This window comes from Amycolatopsis tolypomycina (genome assembly GCF_900105945.1).
Classification (GTDB): Bacteria; Actinomycetota; Actinomycetes; order Mycobacteriales; family Pseudonocardiaceae; genus Amycolatopsis; species Amycolatopsis tolypomycina.
Genome location: NZ_FNSO01000004.1, coordinates 7,360,405 through 7,375,480 on the forward strand (window position 1 = coordinate 7,360,405; position 15,076 = coordinate 7,375,480).

16 protein-coding genes are annotated in these 15,076 nt (G+C 72.6%); 10 read left to right on the forward strand and 6 right to left on the reverse strand.

What is annotated here, in order from left to right:
- Genes BLW76_RS43485 through BLW76_RS43495 form a run of 3 tightly spaced genes read right to left on the reverse strand, consistent with a single transcriptional unit; the run spans position 1 to position 2,208 of the window.
- Positions 1-594 carry a TetR/AcrR family transcriptional regulator gene (locus tag BLW76_RS43485; protein ID WP_091318137.1) on the reverse strand — a complete coding sequence of 198 codons (594 nt, stop codon included), beginning with the start codon at positions 592-594 and terminating at the stop codon, positions 1-3.
- Positions 584-1,267, reverse strand: a complete 684-nt coding sequence (locus tag BLW76_RS43490; protein ID WP_091318138.1) for an MOSC domain-containing protein — start codon at positions 1,265-1,267, stop codon at positions 584-586. The genes BLW76_RS43485 and BLW76_RS43490 overlap by 11 nt, the downstream gene beginning before the upstream one ends.
- 26 nt (positions 1,268-1,293) lie before the next feature.
- The gene (locus tag BLW76_RS43495) at positions 1,294-2,208 is read right to left on the reverse strand and encodes a LysR family transcriptional regulator (RefSeq protein ID WP_091318140.1); all 915 of its coding nucleotides are present in this window, start codon (positions 2,206-2,208) and stop codon (positions 1,294-1,296) included.
- Between the two features lie 105 nt (positions 2,209-2,313).
- Here BLW76_RS43495 and BLW76_RS43500 point away from each other — a divergent pair, with 105 nt between their 5' ends.
- Both BLW76_RS43500 and BLW76_RS43505 read left to right on the forward strand, forming a co-directional pair.
- Positions 2,314-3,684 (forward strand): M20 family metallopeptidase, encoded by a 1,371-nt coding sequence (locus BLW76_RS43500; protein ID WP_244170596.1) that lies wholly within the window; start codon positions 2,314-2,316, stop codon positions 3,682-3,684.
- The gene (locus BLW76_RS43505; protein WP_091318143.1) at positions 3,681-4,937 is read left to right on the forward strand and encodes an MFS transporter; all 1,257 of its coding nucleotides are present in this window, start codon (positions 3,681-3,683) and stop codon (positions 4,935-4,937) included. Before BLW76_RS43500 ends, BLW76_RS43505 begins: the two co-directional genes overlap by 4 nt.
- Before the next feature lie 10 nt (positions 4,938-4,947).
- Here the strand turns inward: BLW76_RS43505 and BLW76_RS43510 are convergent, their stop codons facing one another.
- Positions 4,948-5,925, reverse strand: coding sequence for an NAD(P)H-dependent oxidoreductase (locus BLW76_RS43510; RefSeq protein ID WP_091318145.1), 978 nt, complete (start codon positions 5,923-5,925; stop codon positions 4,948-4,950).
- 98 nt (positions 5,926-6,023) lie between these two features.
- Between BLW76_RS43510 and sigJ the strand changes: the two genes are divergently transcribed.
- From sigJ to BLW76_RS43550, 8 genes are all read left to right on the forward strand, one after another.
- Complete coding sequence (gene sigJ / locus BLW76_RS43515) at positions 6,024-6,884, forward strand: RNA polymerase sigma factor SigJ (RefSeq protein ID WP_091318147.1); 861 nt, start codon at positions 6,024-6,026, stop codon at positions 6,882-6,884.
- 75 nt (positions 6,885-6,959) lie between these two features.
- Positions 6,960-7,757: an SGNH/GDSL hydrolase family protein gene (locus tag BLW76_RS43520; RefSeq protein ID WP_091318148.1), complete on the forward strand. Its 798-nt coding sequence runs from the start codon at positions 6,960-6,962 to the stop codon at positions 7,755-7,757.
- A complete protein-coding gene (locus tag BLW76_RS43525) occupies positions 7,736-8,311 on the forward strand; it encodes a TetR/AcrR family transcriptional regulator (protein ID WP_091318150.1) in 576 nt (191 codons plus the stop codon). The genes BLW76_RS43520 and BLW76_RS43525 overlap by 22 nt, the downstream gene beginning before the upstream one ends.
- Before the next feature lie 17 nt (positions 8,312-8,328).
- Positions 8,329-9,048, forward strand: coding sequence for a DUF2786 domain-containing protein (locus BLW76_RS43530; RefSeq protein ID WP_091318151.1), 720 nt, complete (start codon positions 8,329-8,331; stop codon positions 9,046-9,048).
- Positions 9,049-9,100: 52 nt separating this feature from the next.
- A complete protein-coding gene (locus BLW76_RS43535; protein ID WP_091318153.1) occupies positions 9,101-9,838 on the forward strand; it encodes a Long-chain-fatty-acid--CoA ligase in 738 nt (245 codons plus the stop codon).
- 55 nt (positions 9,839-9,893) lie between these two features.
- Positions 9,894-10,232: an ArsR/SmtB family transcription factor gene (locus tag BLW76_RS43540; RefSeq protein WP_091318155.1), complete on the forward strand. Its 339-nt coding sequence runs from the start codon at positions 9,894-9,896 to the stop codon at positions 10,230-10,232.
- Positions 10,229-10,477 (forward strand): hypothetical protein, encoded by a 249-nt coding sequence (locus BLW76_RS43545; protein ID WP_091318156.1) that lies wholly within the window; start codon positions 10,229-10,231, stop codon positions 10,475-10,477. The genes BLW76_RS43540 and BLW76_RS43545 overlap by 4 nt, the downstream gene beginning before the upstream one ends.
- Before the next feature lie 112 nt (positions 10,478-10,589).
- Positions 10,590-12,704, forward strand: coding sequence for an MMPL family transporter (locus BLW76_RS43550; RefSeq protein ID WP_208613497.1), 2,115 nt, complete (start codon positions 10,590-10,592; stop codon positions 12,702-12,704).
- Here the strand turns inward: BLW76_RS43550 and BLW76_RS43555 are convergent.
- Positions 12,686-14,809 carry a putative bifunctional diguanylate cyclase/phosphodiesterase gene (locus BLW76_RS43555; protein WP_167384924.1) on the reverse strand — a complete coding sequence of 708 codons (2,124 nt, stop codon included), beginning with the start codon at positions 14,807-14,809 and terminating at the stop codon, positions 12,686-12,688. The genes BLW76_RS43550 and BLW76_RS43555 overlap by 19 nt on opposite strands.
- 14 nt (positions 14,810-14,823) lie before the next feature.
- Positions 14,824-14,994 carry a hypothetical protein gene (locus tag BLW76_RS49080; RefSeq protein ID WP_167384925.1) on the reverse strand — a complete coding sequence of 57 codons (171 nt, stop codon included), beginning with the start codon at positions 14,992-14,994 and terminating at the stop codon, positions 14,824-14,826.
- Between the last annotated feature and the right edge of the window lie 82 nt (positions 14,995-15,076).

Below are 15,076 nucleotides of genomic sequence, written 5' to 3' on the forward strand. Positions count from 1 at the left end.
TCAGCCGGCCAGGCGGGCGCGGATCGCCCGCCTGGCCAGTGCGTAGGCCCGGGTGCCCCCGTTCAGGACGGCGTCCGCGTTGGCCGCGCGGCCCAGCGCGTGGAGTTCGAACGCCAGCAGCTCGGCGTCCGCGTGGACGTGCCCGAGCGCGACCGCCTCCTCCGCGGTTTCCCGTAGGAAAGCCGCGAACGAGCCGCTCGCCGCCGCCACCGCGTCGTGTACCCGGCCCGGGCGGGCGTCGAACTCCGCGCCGACGTTGAAGAAGAAGCAGCCGCCCGGGAAGACGCGCCGCTCCGAGTAGTCCAGCCACTTCTCGCACACCGCGCGCAGCCGCGGCAGGCCCGGCTCGGCCGCGCGGGCCGGGGTCGTCACGGAAGAACGGAAGATCTCCAGCGCGGCTTCGATCGTCGCGAGCTGCAGGTCCTCCTTGGAGCCGAACAGCGCGAACACGCCGCTCTTGCTCAGCTCCAGCTCGGTGGCCAGCCTGCCGAGGGACAGGCCCTCGAGGCCGTCCACCGAAGCGACGTCGACGGCCCGGCGCAGCACCAGCCGCCGGGTCGCGTCGCCGCGGGCGATGCGGCCGTCACCCGGCACGCCGCGCCCGCCAGCGGTCCACAGTGGACTGGACGCCGTCGCGGTAGGACGCCGAGAGCGCGGGTGTGGCCAGCACCCGGTCGGCGAGGTCGAGCGCCGCCTCGACCTTGTCCTCCGGCAGCTGCCCGTAGTTGGCGAAGGAGACGAGGTACACCTCGGTGATCGTCGGGCCGTCCGCGCGCTCGGCGAGCTCGACCGGCCCGGCCGTCGGCACCGTGCCGGGCCGCAGCACCCGCAGGTACCAGCCGCAGCGCCCGCTGTCGATCATCAGCGGCGTGACGTCCTTGCGGCCGGTCTTCATCGCCAGCTTGAAGCACGGCTGCCGCGGCTGGGAGATCTGGACCAGCGCGTCACCCCAGGCCCAGACGTCCCCGATCCGGACGTCGTCCTCGGTGACGCCGGTCAGCGAGACGTTCTCGCCGAAGCCGCCCGGCTCGGCGTCGAACCCCTCCGCCGCCCAGGCCGGGTAGTGCTCGGCCGGGTAGACGTAAACCGCTTTGTCGACCCCGCCGTGCACGGTCAGGTCGGCCTGCCGGTCGCCGTCGAGGTTCAGCTCGGTCAAGGCCAGCTCCGGCGCCGTGACCCGCGCCTTCGTGATCGCGCTCAGCACCGGCCGGTCCCGGCGGTGGCCCAGGACGCTCGGTTCCCCCACAAACACACCGTCGACGTTCATGAGCCGAAGGTAGCACGATCGTTCGTTCAACTTTCCGGTTCGGCGGGCCGGACCAGGGAAACCAGGATCGCGGTGAAGCGGGTCACCGAGAGCGAGAGCGTCCGGCCCGCCATCGTCTGGACCTGCGCTTCCCGCTGCCGGAACGCGCGGTTGCCGAGGTGGACGTAGGCGACGCCTTCCGCCTCGGCGTCCCGGTGGACGTCGCCGAGCCCGCCGACCAGCGCGACCCCGCCGCCCGCGCGGACGAACTCGTAGAGCGGCGCGAGCTCGTCGCACTCCAGCACCCGCCGGACGGCGAGGTTTTCGATCCGGACGGCGATGTCGAACAGCTCGCGCAGGCTCTGGCCGGTGGTCGGCAACGCGACCGGGTACGCGCACAGCTCGGCCAGGCTCACCCGCGCCCGGCCGGCCAGCTCGTGCCCGACCGGCACGATCGCGTACACCGGCACCACCACGGCGCTTTCCACCCGCACGCCGTGCTGCGGACCGGTCGTGTAGGTGACGGCGACATCCGCCTCGCCGTCGAGCACCCGCCGGGTCGCCTCGTCGCGCCGGACGACGTCGACGTGGAACACGACTTCCGGGTGGTCGCGCCGGAACCGCGCGATCGCGCGCGGCACCACCCGGCGGGCGAACCCCTCCGAGCACGCCACCGTGATCGAGCGGGTCTGCAGCCCGCGCCCGGTGCGCAGCTCGTCGAGCAGCGCCGCCGACTCCGCCTCGCTGCGGCGGACGTGGTCGAGCAGCCGGTTGCCGGCGTCGGTCGGGATCATCCCGCGCGGGTGCCGGACGAACAGCGGCACGCCGATCGCGGTTTCGAGCTTGGCGATCTGGCGGCTGATCGCCGACGGCGCGACCGTCAGCGCGACGGCAGCCTCGGACACCGAGCCGGTGCGGGCCACCTCGAGGAAGTAGGTCAGCCCGGTGGGCAGCAGGCGCATCGATCCTCCCGATTTGCCTTCATGAGAACGCACAACAGCCGAAACGGCAATGGTCACTCGCCTGACAGCGCCTTACGCTTTCCCGAACACGACCCGGGAGGCCCCGTGATCCCTGCCGAACTGCTCGCGAAAGCACAGGCCCACGTCGACTCCGGTGCCTTCTTCGCCGAACTCGCCACCCTCGTGGCCTACCCGACGGTGAGCGACGCTCCCGAGGACCGCATTGCCATCAAGGCATACCTCGACGACGTGCTGACACCGATGCTCGAGGCGCTCGGCTGCGCCGTGGAGACCCACCCCAACCCGGACCCGGCGGGTGGTCCGTTCCTGGTCGGCACCCGCACGGAGTCGCCCGCGCTGCCGACGCTGCTCTGCTACGGCCACGCCGACGTCGTTGGCGAGGCCGGAACGTGGAGCGAAGGGCGGGATCCCTGGACCCTGACCGCCGACGGCGAACGCTGGTACGGCCGCGGCACCGCCGACAACAAGGGCCAGCACCTGGTCAACCTCACGGCGTTGCGCCTGCTGCTGGCGGACAAGGGAGCGCTCGGCTTCAACCTGAAGTTCCTGTTCGAAACCGGCGAGGAGATCGGCTCGCCGGGGCTGACGGAGTTCGCCGGAGCGCACCGGGACCTGCTGCGCGCCGACGTCCTGATCGCCTCCGACGGCCCGCGCCTCGACGCCGCGACCCCGACGCTGTTCCTCGGCGCGCGGGGCAGCGTCCGGATCGCGCTCGACGTCGACCTGCGCCCGGGCTCCCACCACTCCGGGAACTGGGGCGGGATCCTGCGCAACCCGGCGACGACGCTCGCCGCGGCCGTCGCGAGCCTGGTCGACGGCCACGGCCGCATCCAGGTGCCCGAGCTGCTGCCGCCGTCGCTGCCGGACGGCGTCCGCGCGGCACTCGAAGGCGTCGTCGTCGCGAACACCCCGGGCGACCCGGTGCCGGACGAGGGCTGGGGCGACCCGCGGCTGACCCCGGCCGAACGGCTCTACGGCTGGAACACCCTCGAAGTCCTTTCCCTCGGCGCGGGCGACGTCGACCGCCCGGTCAACGCGATCCCCGGCCGGGCCCGCGCGGTGCTGCAGCTGCGGTACGTCGTGGGCACCGACGTCGGCGGGATCGCGGACGCTGTCACGAAACGGCTGGCCGAGCAGGGGTTCCCGATGGTTTCGGTGACCGTCGACGGCAACTTCCGGGCCAGCCGCACGCCGGTCGACGACCCGTGGGTGAGCTGGGCCAAGTCCACTGTGGACGAGGTCGCCGAGAAGCCGGTCGCGATCCTGCCGAACTTCGGCGGCGGCCTGCCCAACCACGTCTTCACCGACGTCCTCGGGCTCGCGACGCTGTGGCTGCCGCACTCCTACCCCGGCTGCCGGCAGCACGCCCCGGACGAGCACCTGCTCGCGCCCGTCGCCCGCGAAGGCCTCGTGCTCGCCACGGCGCTGTTCCACGCGCTCGGGGAGCGCCGATGACCGAGACGCGGACCCGGCCACGCGTCACGAACCGGCGCGCGATCGCCGCGGCGACCATCGGCAACGCGCTCGAGTGGTTCGACCTCGCCGCGTACGCGCTGATGGCCGCCTACATCGGCAAGACGTTCTTCCCGGGCGGCAACGCGGCGATCCAGCTGGTCCAGGCGTACGCGGTCTTCGGGATCACGTTCCTGATCCGCCCGCTCGGCGGGCTCGTCCTCGGCGCGTACGCCGACCGGCACGGTCGCAAGAAAGCACTCGTGCTGACGATCCGATTGATGGTGCTCGGCACGCTGCTGCTCGCGATCATGCCCGGCTACGCGACGATCGGGGTGCTCGCCCCGCTCGGCGTGATCGTGGCACGGCTGCTCCAGGGCTTCGCCGCGGGCGGCGAGTTCGGTGCGGCGACGTCGTTCCTGATCGAGCAGGACGACCGGCGCAAGGGCTTCCTCGGCAGTTTCCAGTTCGCCAGCCAGGGTTTCTCCACGCTGCTCTCGGCGGGCTTCGCGGCCGGGCTGACCGCGGTGCTGTCGAACGCCGCGATGACGTCGTGGGGCTGGCGGGTCCCGTTCGTCTTCGGCCTGCTCGTCGGGCCGGTCGGGTACTACATCCGCCGGCACGTCGACGAGTCGCCCGTCACTCCGGCGGAGAAGGCGCCGATCAAGGAACTGTTCCGCAACCACTGGGGCGGGTTGCTCATCGCCGGTGGCGCGCTGGTGGTGTCGACGTCGCTGAACTTCATCCTGCAGTCCCTGCCGGCGTTCGCGATCAAGACGCTCGGCCTCGACGACTCGCTTTCGTTCGTGGCGCTGGTGATCACCGGCGCGGTCCTGACGCTGGGTACCCCGGTGGCCGGCTGGTTCGCCGACCGCCACGGCCGGATCCGCCTGATGACCGGGTCCGCGGTGCTGATCGGGGTGAGCGCGGTCCCGCTGTACCTCTGGGTCACGAAGGCGCCGTCGTTCCTGACGCTCACGATCGCGATGACGGTCCTGGGCCTGCTGAAGGCGGCGTACTTCGGCGCCCTCCCGTCGGTGATGGCCGACGCGTTCCCGGCACACACGCGCGCGACGGGACTGTCGTTCGGCTACAACGCGACGGTGGGGATCTTCGGCGGCTTCACCCCGACGATCGCGGCGGCCCTGATCGCGATGACGGGCTCGCCGGTCTCGCCGGGGTACTACCTGGTGCTGACGGCGTGCCTGAGCGTGGCGGCACTGGTCGTCGCCCACCGGCGGCGGGGGATCCGGTGAGCGGCGTGCGTCACGGCTCGAGGTCGGCCACGCCCCGCCCGGTCGCCATGTCGAACGGCACGGACGCCTGGTCGTGGACGATCACCCACTCGCCGCCGACCGGCCGGAAGACGAACGTGGCCCGGACCCACATGCCGGTGACCGCCTCCCCGGTCGGCAGCGTGCCGCTGACCCGGCCGAAGCCGTGCCCGACGGCCAGGCCGGCGCCCACCGCGACGGTCAGGTCGCGCAGCTCGTAGTCCACCTTTTCGAAGATGGTGAACACCTTCGCCCAGTTCTTCAGCTTCGCGTCGACCCCGACGTGCTGCAGCGGCGGTTCGACGTCGAAGGACACGACGTCGGGTGCGTAGACCCGCCGCAGCGCGTCGAGGTCCTTGGCCCGCAACGCTTCGATGATTTCGTCGAGCCGGCCGCGGACCGCGGCTTCCGCGTCCCCGGCCCGCAGCGGCGCCAGCGCGGTGCTCCAGGCGACGACGTGGTCGAGCGTGGTGTCCAGGGCGGCGAGCTGGTGGTCGCCAGGGGTGAAGACCGTGCGGTTCTCGAACTCCGTCGCCAGCGGCAGCGTGACCTGCGGCATCACGTCGGCCAGCTGCAGGGCCCCGCAGACCAGCCGCAGCTGCTCGACCGACCGGGCGCCGCCGACCCCGCCGTAGGAGACGAACCCGGCCGCCTTGGTGTTCCACTCGACGTACACGTGGTCCAGGGCGTTCTTGAGCACGCCGGGAACGGAGTGGTTGTACTCCGGCGTGACGAAGACGAACCCGTCGCACGCCGCGACGACGGCGGCGAAGGCCCGGGTGCGTTCGTCCTGGTACCGCCCCGAAAAGCCCGGTGGCTCTTCGAGGTGCGGCAGCGGGTGGTCGCGCAGGTCGAGCACGGCGAACTCGGCGTCGCCCCGGCCGGTGGCGCGCTCGTGGACCCAGCGGGCCACCTGGTCCCCCACGCGGCCCGGGCGGGTGCTCGCCAGCACGATTCCGATCTTGGTCATCGTTTCTCCCCTGTTCGGTCGGTTCGAGTGGTACGACGAAGCGGCCCGCGGAAACGTCAGGCCCTGACGTTCCGGCAGGCTGCGTCGTCGGAGGAGTCATGAGCACGCCATCGGAACCGGTCGTCGCCGAGCGACGGCACCTGATCAACCTCGCCTACCGGCTGCTCGGCTCGCTGGCCGAGGCCGAGGACGCCGTCCAGGAGACCTACGCCCGCTGGTACGCACTGACGCGGGAGCAGCAGGAGGCGGTTTCCTCGCCCGGCGCCTGGCTGACGACGGTCGCCGGGCGCATCTGCCTGGACGTGCTGGGCTCGGCGCGGGTCCGGCGGGAGCGGTACGTGGGCGAGTGGCTGCCCGAGCCGCTGCCCGACCAGCACGACTCGGTGGCCGACCGGATCACCCTCGACGAGTCGGTCACCATGGCCTTCCTCGTCACGCTCGAAGCGATGACGCCGGCCCAGCGCGTGGCGCTCGTGCTGCACGACGTCTTCGGGTACGCGTTCGCCGAGGTCGCCGAGATCACCGGCCGCACGCCGGCGGCGTGCCGCGAGCTGGCGTCGTCGGCTCGCCGCCGGGTCCGGGACGCCCGGCCGGCCGCCCCGGCGGCCCGGAACGCGGACCTGGTCCGTGACTTCAAGCAGGCTTGGGAAGCGGGCGACATCGACGCGCTGGTCGGCCTCCTCGACCCGGCCGCGACGCTGACCGCCGACGGCGGCGGCGTGGTCCGCGCCGCACTCCTGCCGGTCGAAGGCGGCGAACTCGTCGCCCGGTACGCCGCCGACCTGGCGGCCACCGGCGTGCTGACGCTCGTGGAGAGCACGGTCAACGGCGAGCCCGGGCTGCTGCTGCGACGGGGGGACGAACTCGCGGCCGTCTGGTCCTTCGACGTCGCAGACGGCCGGATCGCCCGCATCTGGGCGATACGGAACCCGGAGAAGCTGCGGTCCTGGCTCGGGTGAACCGCAAGTAGACAGCGTCTACGTCAGTTTGATAGACAGTGTCTACAAGGTGAACCACGGGTTACGGAGATCGGGATGAGCCACCACCGTTTCGTCGTCCTCGGCGACAGCTGCGCCGAAGGACTCGACGACCCGTACCCGGACCAGCGCCACTACCGCGGCTGGGCCGACTTCGTCGCCGCGCGCCTGGCCGAGGACAATCCCGGCTTCCGCTACGCCAACCTCGCCGTCCGCGGGCGCCGGCTCGACCAGATCGTGCCCGAGCAGGTGCCGGCCGCGGCCCGGCTCGAACCCGACCTGATCGCCCTCTTCGGCGGCGGCAACGACGTCATGAGCCGCGGCTGGGACGCGCGCACGGTCGCCCGCCGGGTCGACGCCGCCATCCGCGCGTGCACGGAGATCTCGCCCGTGGTCGTCACCTTCACGCTCAGCGACGTCTCCCGGCGGATGCCGCTGGGCAGCCGGATGCGGCCGCGGATCGTCGCGCTCAACGAGGCCATCCGGGAGGCGGCCGTCAGCTACGGAGCCCGGCTCGTCGACCTGTGGCCGGACCAGGCCGTCACGGATTCGCGCTACTTCGGCGCCGACCGGCTCCACCTGTCCGCGCACGGGCACCGCCGGCTCGCCGCCTACGTCCTCGGCCTGCTCGGCCTCGACCACGATCCCGCCTGGCTCGCCCCGCTGCCGGGCACCGCGGCGCCCGGCAGCCGGCGCGCCGACCTGCGGTGGCTCGTCCGGGAGGTGCTGCCGGTCGCCGTGACGCGCACGCGCAACCGGCTGGTCGGCCGCCAGCCCGGCGACGGCTTCCACCCCAAGCGCCCCGACCTGCTCCCGATGACGCCGGACGAGGCATGGGCACCCGGCAACGCCTGATCGCCACGGCGTCGGAACTGCTCGCCGCCGACGGCGTCGGCGCGGTCACCCTGCGCGGGATCGCCAAGGCCGCCGGGGTTTCGCACGGCGCACCGCTGCGGCACTTCGCCGGCCGCGCCGAGCTCCTCTCGGCCGTGGCCACCCGGGGCTTCACGGAGCTGCTGGAGCGCCGCACGCGCCTGCCGGAGGCCGGCCCGCGGGAACGCCTGACCGCGGCGTGCCACAGCTACGTCGACTTCGCGCTGCAGAACCCGGCGATGTTCGAGCTGATGTTCCGCCGCGACCTGATCGACCCGGACGAGCCGGCGCTGAAAGCGGCGTCGAGCGCGGTGTTCGACGAGTTCGCGGCCCTGGTGGCGGCGGCCGGCGTCGGCCACGCCGACCCGCGGCTGGTCGCGGCGTCGCTGTGGGCCGCCCTGCACGGCCTCGCCCAGCTGTGGCTGTGGGGCGGCCTCGCCGGGGCGAGCTTCGCGCCCTCGCCGGAAGCGGCGCTGGCCGTCACGCTCGACGCGTACCTCGACACGCCGACCCGGTCCACGCGCCCGAACACCTGATCGAATACCCTCTCGGCATGACCGAGTCAGACCCGCAGCTCGAGCGCATCCGCAAGCTGCTGGCGAAGGCCGAAGACCCGGCGGTCACCGAGGCGGAAGCCGAGGCGTACAACCAGAAGGCCGCCGAACTCGTCGCGCGGTACGGGATCGACCAGGCGATGCTGGCCGCGTCGGGAGCGCGTGACGACGAGATCGGCACGCTGACGATCCCGATGGACGACCCGTACAGCCGCGACAAGGCGAGCCTGCTGACGTCGGTCGCGTACCCGCTGCGCTGCCGGACCCTGCTGCACCGCCTCGGCCAGAAGGTCGAGAGCGTCACCGTGTTCGGCTTCCGCTCCGACCTCGGCCGGGTGGAACTGCTGTTCACCAGCCTGCTGCTGCAGGCGAGCACGCAGCTGACCCGCGTCCGCCCCGACGGCTTCTTCCCCGGCGAATCACTGGCCGCGTACCGGCGCACCTGGCTGCACGGCTTCGCGCGCGCGGTCCACGAACGGCTTTCGCGCGCGGAGCAGGAAGCCGTCCGCACGGCAGTGCCGGGCGAGCGCTCGGCGGAGCTGGTGGTCCGCGACCGCGCGCAACTGGTGCAGCACGCGTTCGACGCCGAATACGGCGACCTGCGCGCCGCCTCGCCGCGGCGGCTGTCCGGCAGCGGCTACCTCGACGGCCACGACGCCGGCACCCGGGCCAACCTCGACCCGGCCGCGCTGACCCGGCGTCGCAAAGCCCTGCGCTGAGTCGCCCGGTTGCCGCTATCGCGGCGGTGATCGCGTCCGCTTGTATGGGCGCATGCGCGTTGTCGATCTTGCCGGCCGCCCCGACCTCCTCGACGCCGCACTGGCCCTCGGCGACGTCGGCGGCCAGTTCATCTACCAGGGCGCGAGCGGCCGGATGATCACCGGCGAGCGGTTCCTGCGCCACTGGGCGCGTTACTTCCTGATCGCGCTGGACGACGACGGCACGCCGATGGCGCGGGCGTTGTCGGTCCCGCTGGCGTACCCGGCCCCGGACCGCACCGAGCTGCCGGACCACGGCTGGGACCAGGCGATCGAGTGGGCCGCCCAGGACGTCATGGACGGTCGCGCGCCGAACGCGTTGTGCGCGCTGGAAGTCGTGATCGCCCCGCACCTGCGCGGCACCGGCCTGTCGGCCCCGATGCTGAAGGCGCTGAAGGCGCGGGCGGCGGAAACGGGCCTGCGGAAGCTGATCGTCTCGGTCCGCCCGATCGGCAAGGAGGCCGAGCCGACGGTCCCGATGCCGGAGTACGCGGCCCGCCGCCGCGCGGACGGCCTCCTGGCCGACCGCTGGCTGCGCACCCACGAGCGCCTGGGCGCCCGCGTGGTGAAGGTGTGCCCGTTCGCGGTGACGCTGTCGGGTTCACTGGCGGACTGGCACGACTGGACGGGAGTGAAGCTCCAGGAGGGCGAGAACGTCATCCCGGGCGGCATCGCCCCGGTGCACGCCTCGGTCGCCCACGACACGGCGACCTACGTCGAACCGAACGTGTGGATGGACCACCCGATGTGATCTCGGGGATCACCCTGATGGCGTCCTCGTCCACCACCTGCTAACTTTTGTTTGCATGTGGACGACCGGCGACGAGCTCCTGCGGCAGCTGGGCGCCCTCGGCAACCCGCACCGGCTGCGGATCGTCGCGGCCCTGTCCGCCGAACGCACCTACGTCAGCAAGCTGGCGCGCGAGCTGCGGATCAGCCGCGCGCTGCTGCAGGTCCACCTGCGCAAGCTCGAAGCCGCGGGCCTGGTCACCGCCAGCTCCGAGGTCGGCGCGGACGGCAAGACCATGCGGTTCTACGAGGTCACGCCGTTCGCCGTCGTGCTGACGCCGGAGGCGATCGCGGCCGCCGCGCCGACGCTCACCACACCGGATTCCGTCCAGGGGGACGGGGAGGGACGGAAATGAACTGGCACCAGTGGCAGGAGATCCTCGGCGTGGTCGGGATCTTCGTCCTGATCACCGTCGTGCTCTCGATCGCGATCGTGCAGCTGGCCGCGACCTGGCGCGCCAAGGCGAAGCTGGCGCGGGAGCACGAATACCGCTCGCTGGCCGAGAAAGCCGTCCGGACGCAGGAAGAGACCGAGCGACAACTGCGGGACGTCCAGGACCGGCTGCGGTCCATCGAACGCGTGCTCAAGGAGGTCGACTGAGTTGAGGCCCTGGGTCGCCGAGCGGCAACTCGGCGACCCAGGAGGAAGAAGCACCCACTCGCCCGAGGGCGAGCTCTCATCGGATCACTCCTTCACGGAAGGACCTTAGTTCATGCTGCCTTCTGGCACCCCGGCTCACCGGCGGGGGCCGGTGGTCGAACGCGTGACGAACTGGTCGCTGCGGCACCGCGCCGCCGCGATCCTCGGCTGGCTGGCGCTCGTCGCGCTCGCCTGGGCCCTCGGCACGTTCGTCCCCGGCACCGACGCGCGCTCGAGCCCGGCCGGCGACGCCGGCACCGGCCAAGCCGTCCTCGACCGCCAGCACACCCGCGAACCGTTCTGGGAAAACGTCCTCGTCCAGCCCCGCTCCCCGGCGGCCACGGCCGACCTCGCGACCACGTTGACGTCGTCGGGCGCGGCGGCCGACGTCCGCTCCGCGGTCTCCGCCGACGGGCGGTCGGAACTGGTCACCTTCCGGATCACCGGCAGTGGCACCGGAATCCGGGCCAACCTGGCGACGGCCACCGCGGCGGTCGACGCGGTCGCCGCCCGCCACCCGGCCGTCCGGCTCGCCCAGGCCGGCGACCTCAGCGTGTCCGGCGCGGTCGACAAGAGCATCAAGGAGGACATCGGGCGCTCCGAAGCCCGCTCGCTCCCGATCACCGTGCTGATCCTGCTGGTGGTGTTCGGCTCGCTGGTCGCGGCCGCGGTGCCGGTGCTGCTCGCGGGCACCGCGGTGGCCGCGACGTTCGGCCTGCTGTCCCTTGTGGACAACTGGATTCCGGTCAACAGCGCGACTTCCGCGATCACGCTGCTGATCGGCATGGCGGTCGGCGTCGACTACTCGCTGTTCTTCCTGCGCCGGGTCCGGGAGGAACGCGCCCACGGCGTCGACGAGTCGATCCGGATCGCCGCGCGGACGTCGGGGCACGTGATCGTCGTGTCGGGCCTGACCGTGGTGCTGTGCGTCACCGGCCTGCTGTTCACCGGCCTCGACAACCTCCAGGGCCTGACCGCGGGCACGGTCCTCGTCGTCGGCCTGGCCGTCCTGGCCGCGGTGACGGTGCTGCCGGCGACGCTCTCGCTGCTCGGCGCGCGCGTCGACCGCGGCCGGATCCCGTGGCTCGGCCGCCGCCGGACCCGGTCGGCGTTCTGGGCCGGCGTGGCGACCGTCGTCACCCGGCGGCCCGCGCTCTGGACCGGGCTCGCCACCGCGCTGCTGGTGCTGCTCACGGTGCCCGCGCTGGGCATGCGGCTGCAGGACCCGGCACCGGCCGAGAGCCTGCCGCGCAGCATCCCGGTGATCGACGCGGCCGTCCGCGTGCAGGAAGCGTTTCCCGGCGTCACGATGCCCGCGCACGTCGTCCTCTGGAACACCCGCGGCGGCCCGGTCGACTCACCCGCGCTGCGCCGCGCGATCGACGAGCTCACCGCGGAAGTGCCGCGGCCGGCCGTCGTAGTCCCGGTGGACGAGGCACTCGTCGTCCGGGTCCCGCTCGGCGGCACCGGCAACGACGAAGCGGCCGGCCGCACGCTCACGGCGTTGCGCGAAACCCTGCTGCCGCGGACGGTCGGGCGGATCGACGGGGTCGGCTACGCGGTGGCGGGCCGGACCGCCGAGGCGCACGACTTCACCGCGCAGGCGATCGCCCGGGCGCCTTACACCTTCGGGTTCATCCTGCTGCTCGCGTTCGTGCTGCTGCTCGTGGTGTTCCGGTCGGTCGCCGTGCCGCTGGTGTCGATCCTGCTCAACCTGCTCTCGGCCGGCGCGGCCTACGGCGTGCTCACGCTGGTGTTCCAGGACGGCTTTCTCGCGCCCCTGCTGGGTTTCACGCCCTACGGCGGGGTGCTCGGCTGGCTGCCGATGTTCCTCATCGTGCTGTTGTTCGGCCTGAGCACCGACTACCACGTGTTCATCCTCAGCCGGATCCGCGAACGGTGGCGGGCGGGTGCCCCGCCCCGGCAGGCGATCGTCGAGGGCACCGCGAGCAGCTCCGGCGTGGTGACGAGCGCCGCGCTGATCATGACCGGCGTCTTCAGCGTCTTCCTCAGCCTCGCCGCGATCGAGTACAAGATGCTCGGCCTCGGCATGGCCTTCGCCGTCCTGCTCGACGCCACGGTGGTCCGCGGCGTCCTGCTGCCCGCCGCACTGGCACTGACCGGCGGCAGGCTGTGGCGCGAGCGGCGCCGCGTTCCCGATGCCGCGGCTCAGGTGCCGGCGAACTGACCGGCGAGCTCGGCCGGCGGCCTGGCGACGCCGAAGTAATCCCCCGTCGCCAGGTCCGCGCCGGCCGTCCGCCACCAGTTCGCCTGGTCTTCGGTGTGGATGCCGTCGACGACGAGGGTGGCGCCGACCTGGCGGACCAGCGGGACCAGCGCGCCGAGGAACGTCGAGTCCGACCACGCCTGCCACTCCGCGAGCCGCCGGTCGACGCGCACGATGTCCACCGGCAGGTCCTCGATCGCCCGCAGGTCGTCGGGGCCCAGCCCGAAGTCGTCGAGCATCACGTGGACGCCGAGGTCGGCCAGTGCGGTGACGTTCTCGATGACACCGGACACCGGCAGCGCGGGCGCCGGGACGCCGAGCATCAGCTGCTCGGGCGGCAGGCCGGTGTCGTGCAGCAGCCGCGTCACGCGCGTGCCGAGCGCGTCGTCGGACACCTGGTGCCCGGTCAGGCCGGCCACCATCGGGAGGCCGAAGCCCGCCCGCTGCCGCCACCATTCGCCCTGGCGGCCGGCCGCGCGCAGCAGCCAGTCGCCGAGCGGCAGCATCAGCCCGGTCGTCTCGGCGAGCTCCACGCAGCACTCGTGCGAGAGCGCCGTGTCTTCCGGGCGGTCCCAGTGCAGGCGGGCTTCGACGCCGGCGACCTCGCCGTCCGCCAGCCGGGCCATCGGCCGGTACCGGACGCCGATCTCGCCGTGTTCCCAGGCGCCTGCCATGCCCACGGCCACCGCCTGCGTCCGCCGGTCGTGGGCGTCGGCCTCGCGGTCGAACATCATCCACTGGCCGCGCCGGCGTTCCTTGGCCCGCCGCAGCGTCTGGTCCGCCTGGCGCAGCAGCTCCAGCGGGTCGATGCCCTTCGACGGCCGGTGCACCACCCCGGCGCTCGCCGACAGCGCGAGCCCGTGCCCGTCGACGAAGAACGGTTCGGCGAGCTCGTCGTTGATCGCCCGCACGATGGTGTCGATGTCGGGCGTCGACGCCGTGTTCTCGACCAGGATGCCGAACTCGTCGCTGTGGAACCGCGCGATCATGGCGTTCTCCCCGGCCATCACCGCCCGCAGCCGCTGCGCGAAGTGCACCAGCAGCTGCTCGCCGACCCGCCGGCCGAGGCTGTTGCAGACCATGCCGAACGCGTCGAGGTCGAGGTGGAACAGCGTGACGCCGTACGCCGGGTCGGCGCGCCGCAGCGCCGTCTCCAGGTGGGTGCCGAAGTACTGGCGGTTCGGCAGCCCGGTGAGGACGTCGTGCAGCGCCTGGCGGCTCAGTTCGCCTTGCAGCAGCATCAGCTCGGTGCCGTCCTCGATCACGACGACGAAGTGGGACGGCCGGTCTTCGGCGTCGCGCAGCAGCGACGCGGTGAGCGAGATGCGGACGACGTCGCCGTCCTTGCGCAGGAGGCGCTCCGACTGCCGGACCCGCTCCTTGCCGCCGTCGAGCAGCGCCAGCATCGCGGCGCGGAGGATCTCGACGGACTCGGGGTGGACGACGTCGTAGAGCACCGAGCCGGCCAGCTCGCCCGCCGGGTGCCCGAGCATCTCGGCCAGCGCCGCGTTGGCCCGCACGATCCGGCCGTCGAGCGCGACGACGGCGATGCCGCTCGCCGACGACGTCACCACCTCTTCGAAGCGCGCTTCGCTCTGCCGGAGGTTCCACTGGGCGTCCCGCACCGCTTTGAGCAGCGACAGGTGCATGATCTCCTGCTGGTCGAGGACGCTGCGCTCGTGCGCGAGCAGGAAGCCGCAGGACAGCGCGCCCAGCGCCGCCACCACGCGGTCGGCGGCGCGGTCGACCGCCTGGAGCTCGGGCAGCGCGGGCAGGCCCTTCCCGAGGACGTCGAGCGTGCACCGCAGCCCCGGTTCGCCGACGTAGCCCAGTGCGACCAGCCGCGCGCCGATCCGCTCGGCCGGGGCCAGGTCCGGCGTGGCGCGGTGCAGGGAGTCGCAGAGCGTGCCCAGGAGTTCGCCGAGCTCCGCGTCGAGTTCCTCGCGGCTGAGCGACACGACTGTCACGCCGCTGAGCAGGTACGCCCACTTCCGCGCGAGCACGGTCCGCCCGCGGCGCGCGTCGGGCGTGGCGGGCTGGTTCGGCTGGGGTTCGGTCATCGGCATGGGGGACACCCGCATCAGATCTCGCGGTGGGGTTCGACGATATCGAATCCGGCGGAAACCGCAGAAAACCCGGCCTTGATCACCGCGTCCACTTCCTCGACGACACCCCGCGGTGCCCATTCCGGTGATCGTGTCACGAAAAACACCTTCTCGGTAAGACTCGTCCGACCGTCGGCGGGCTGCACCGAACAAGCCTCGGTCAGTAGGATCGGAAAGAGCTTAGCGATTCCCCGCGGTTCGGCTACTGGGCCATCCGCGTGAGCCCAC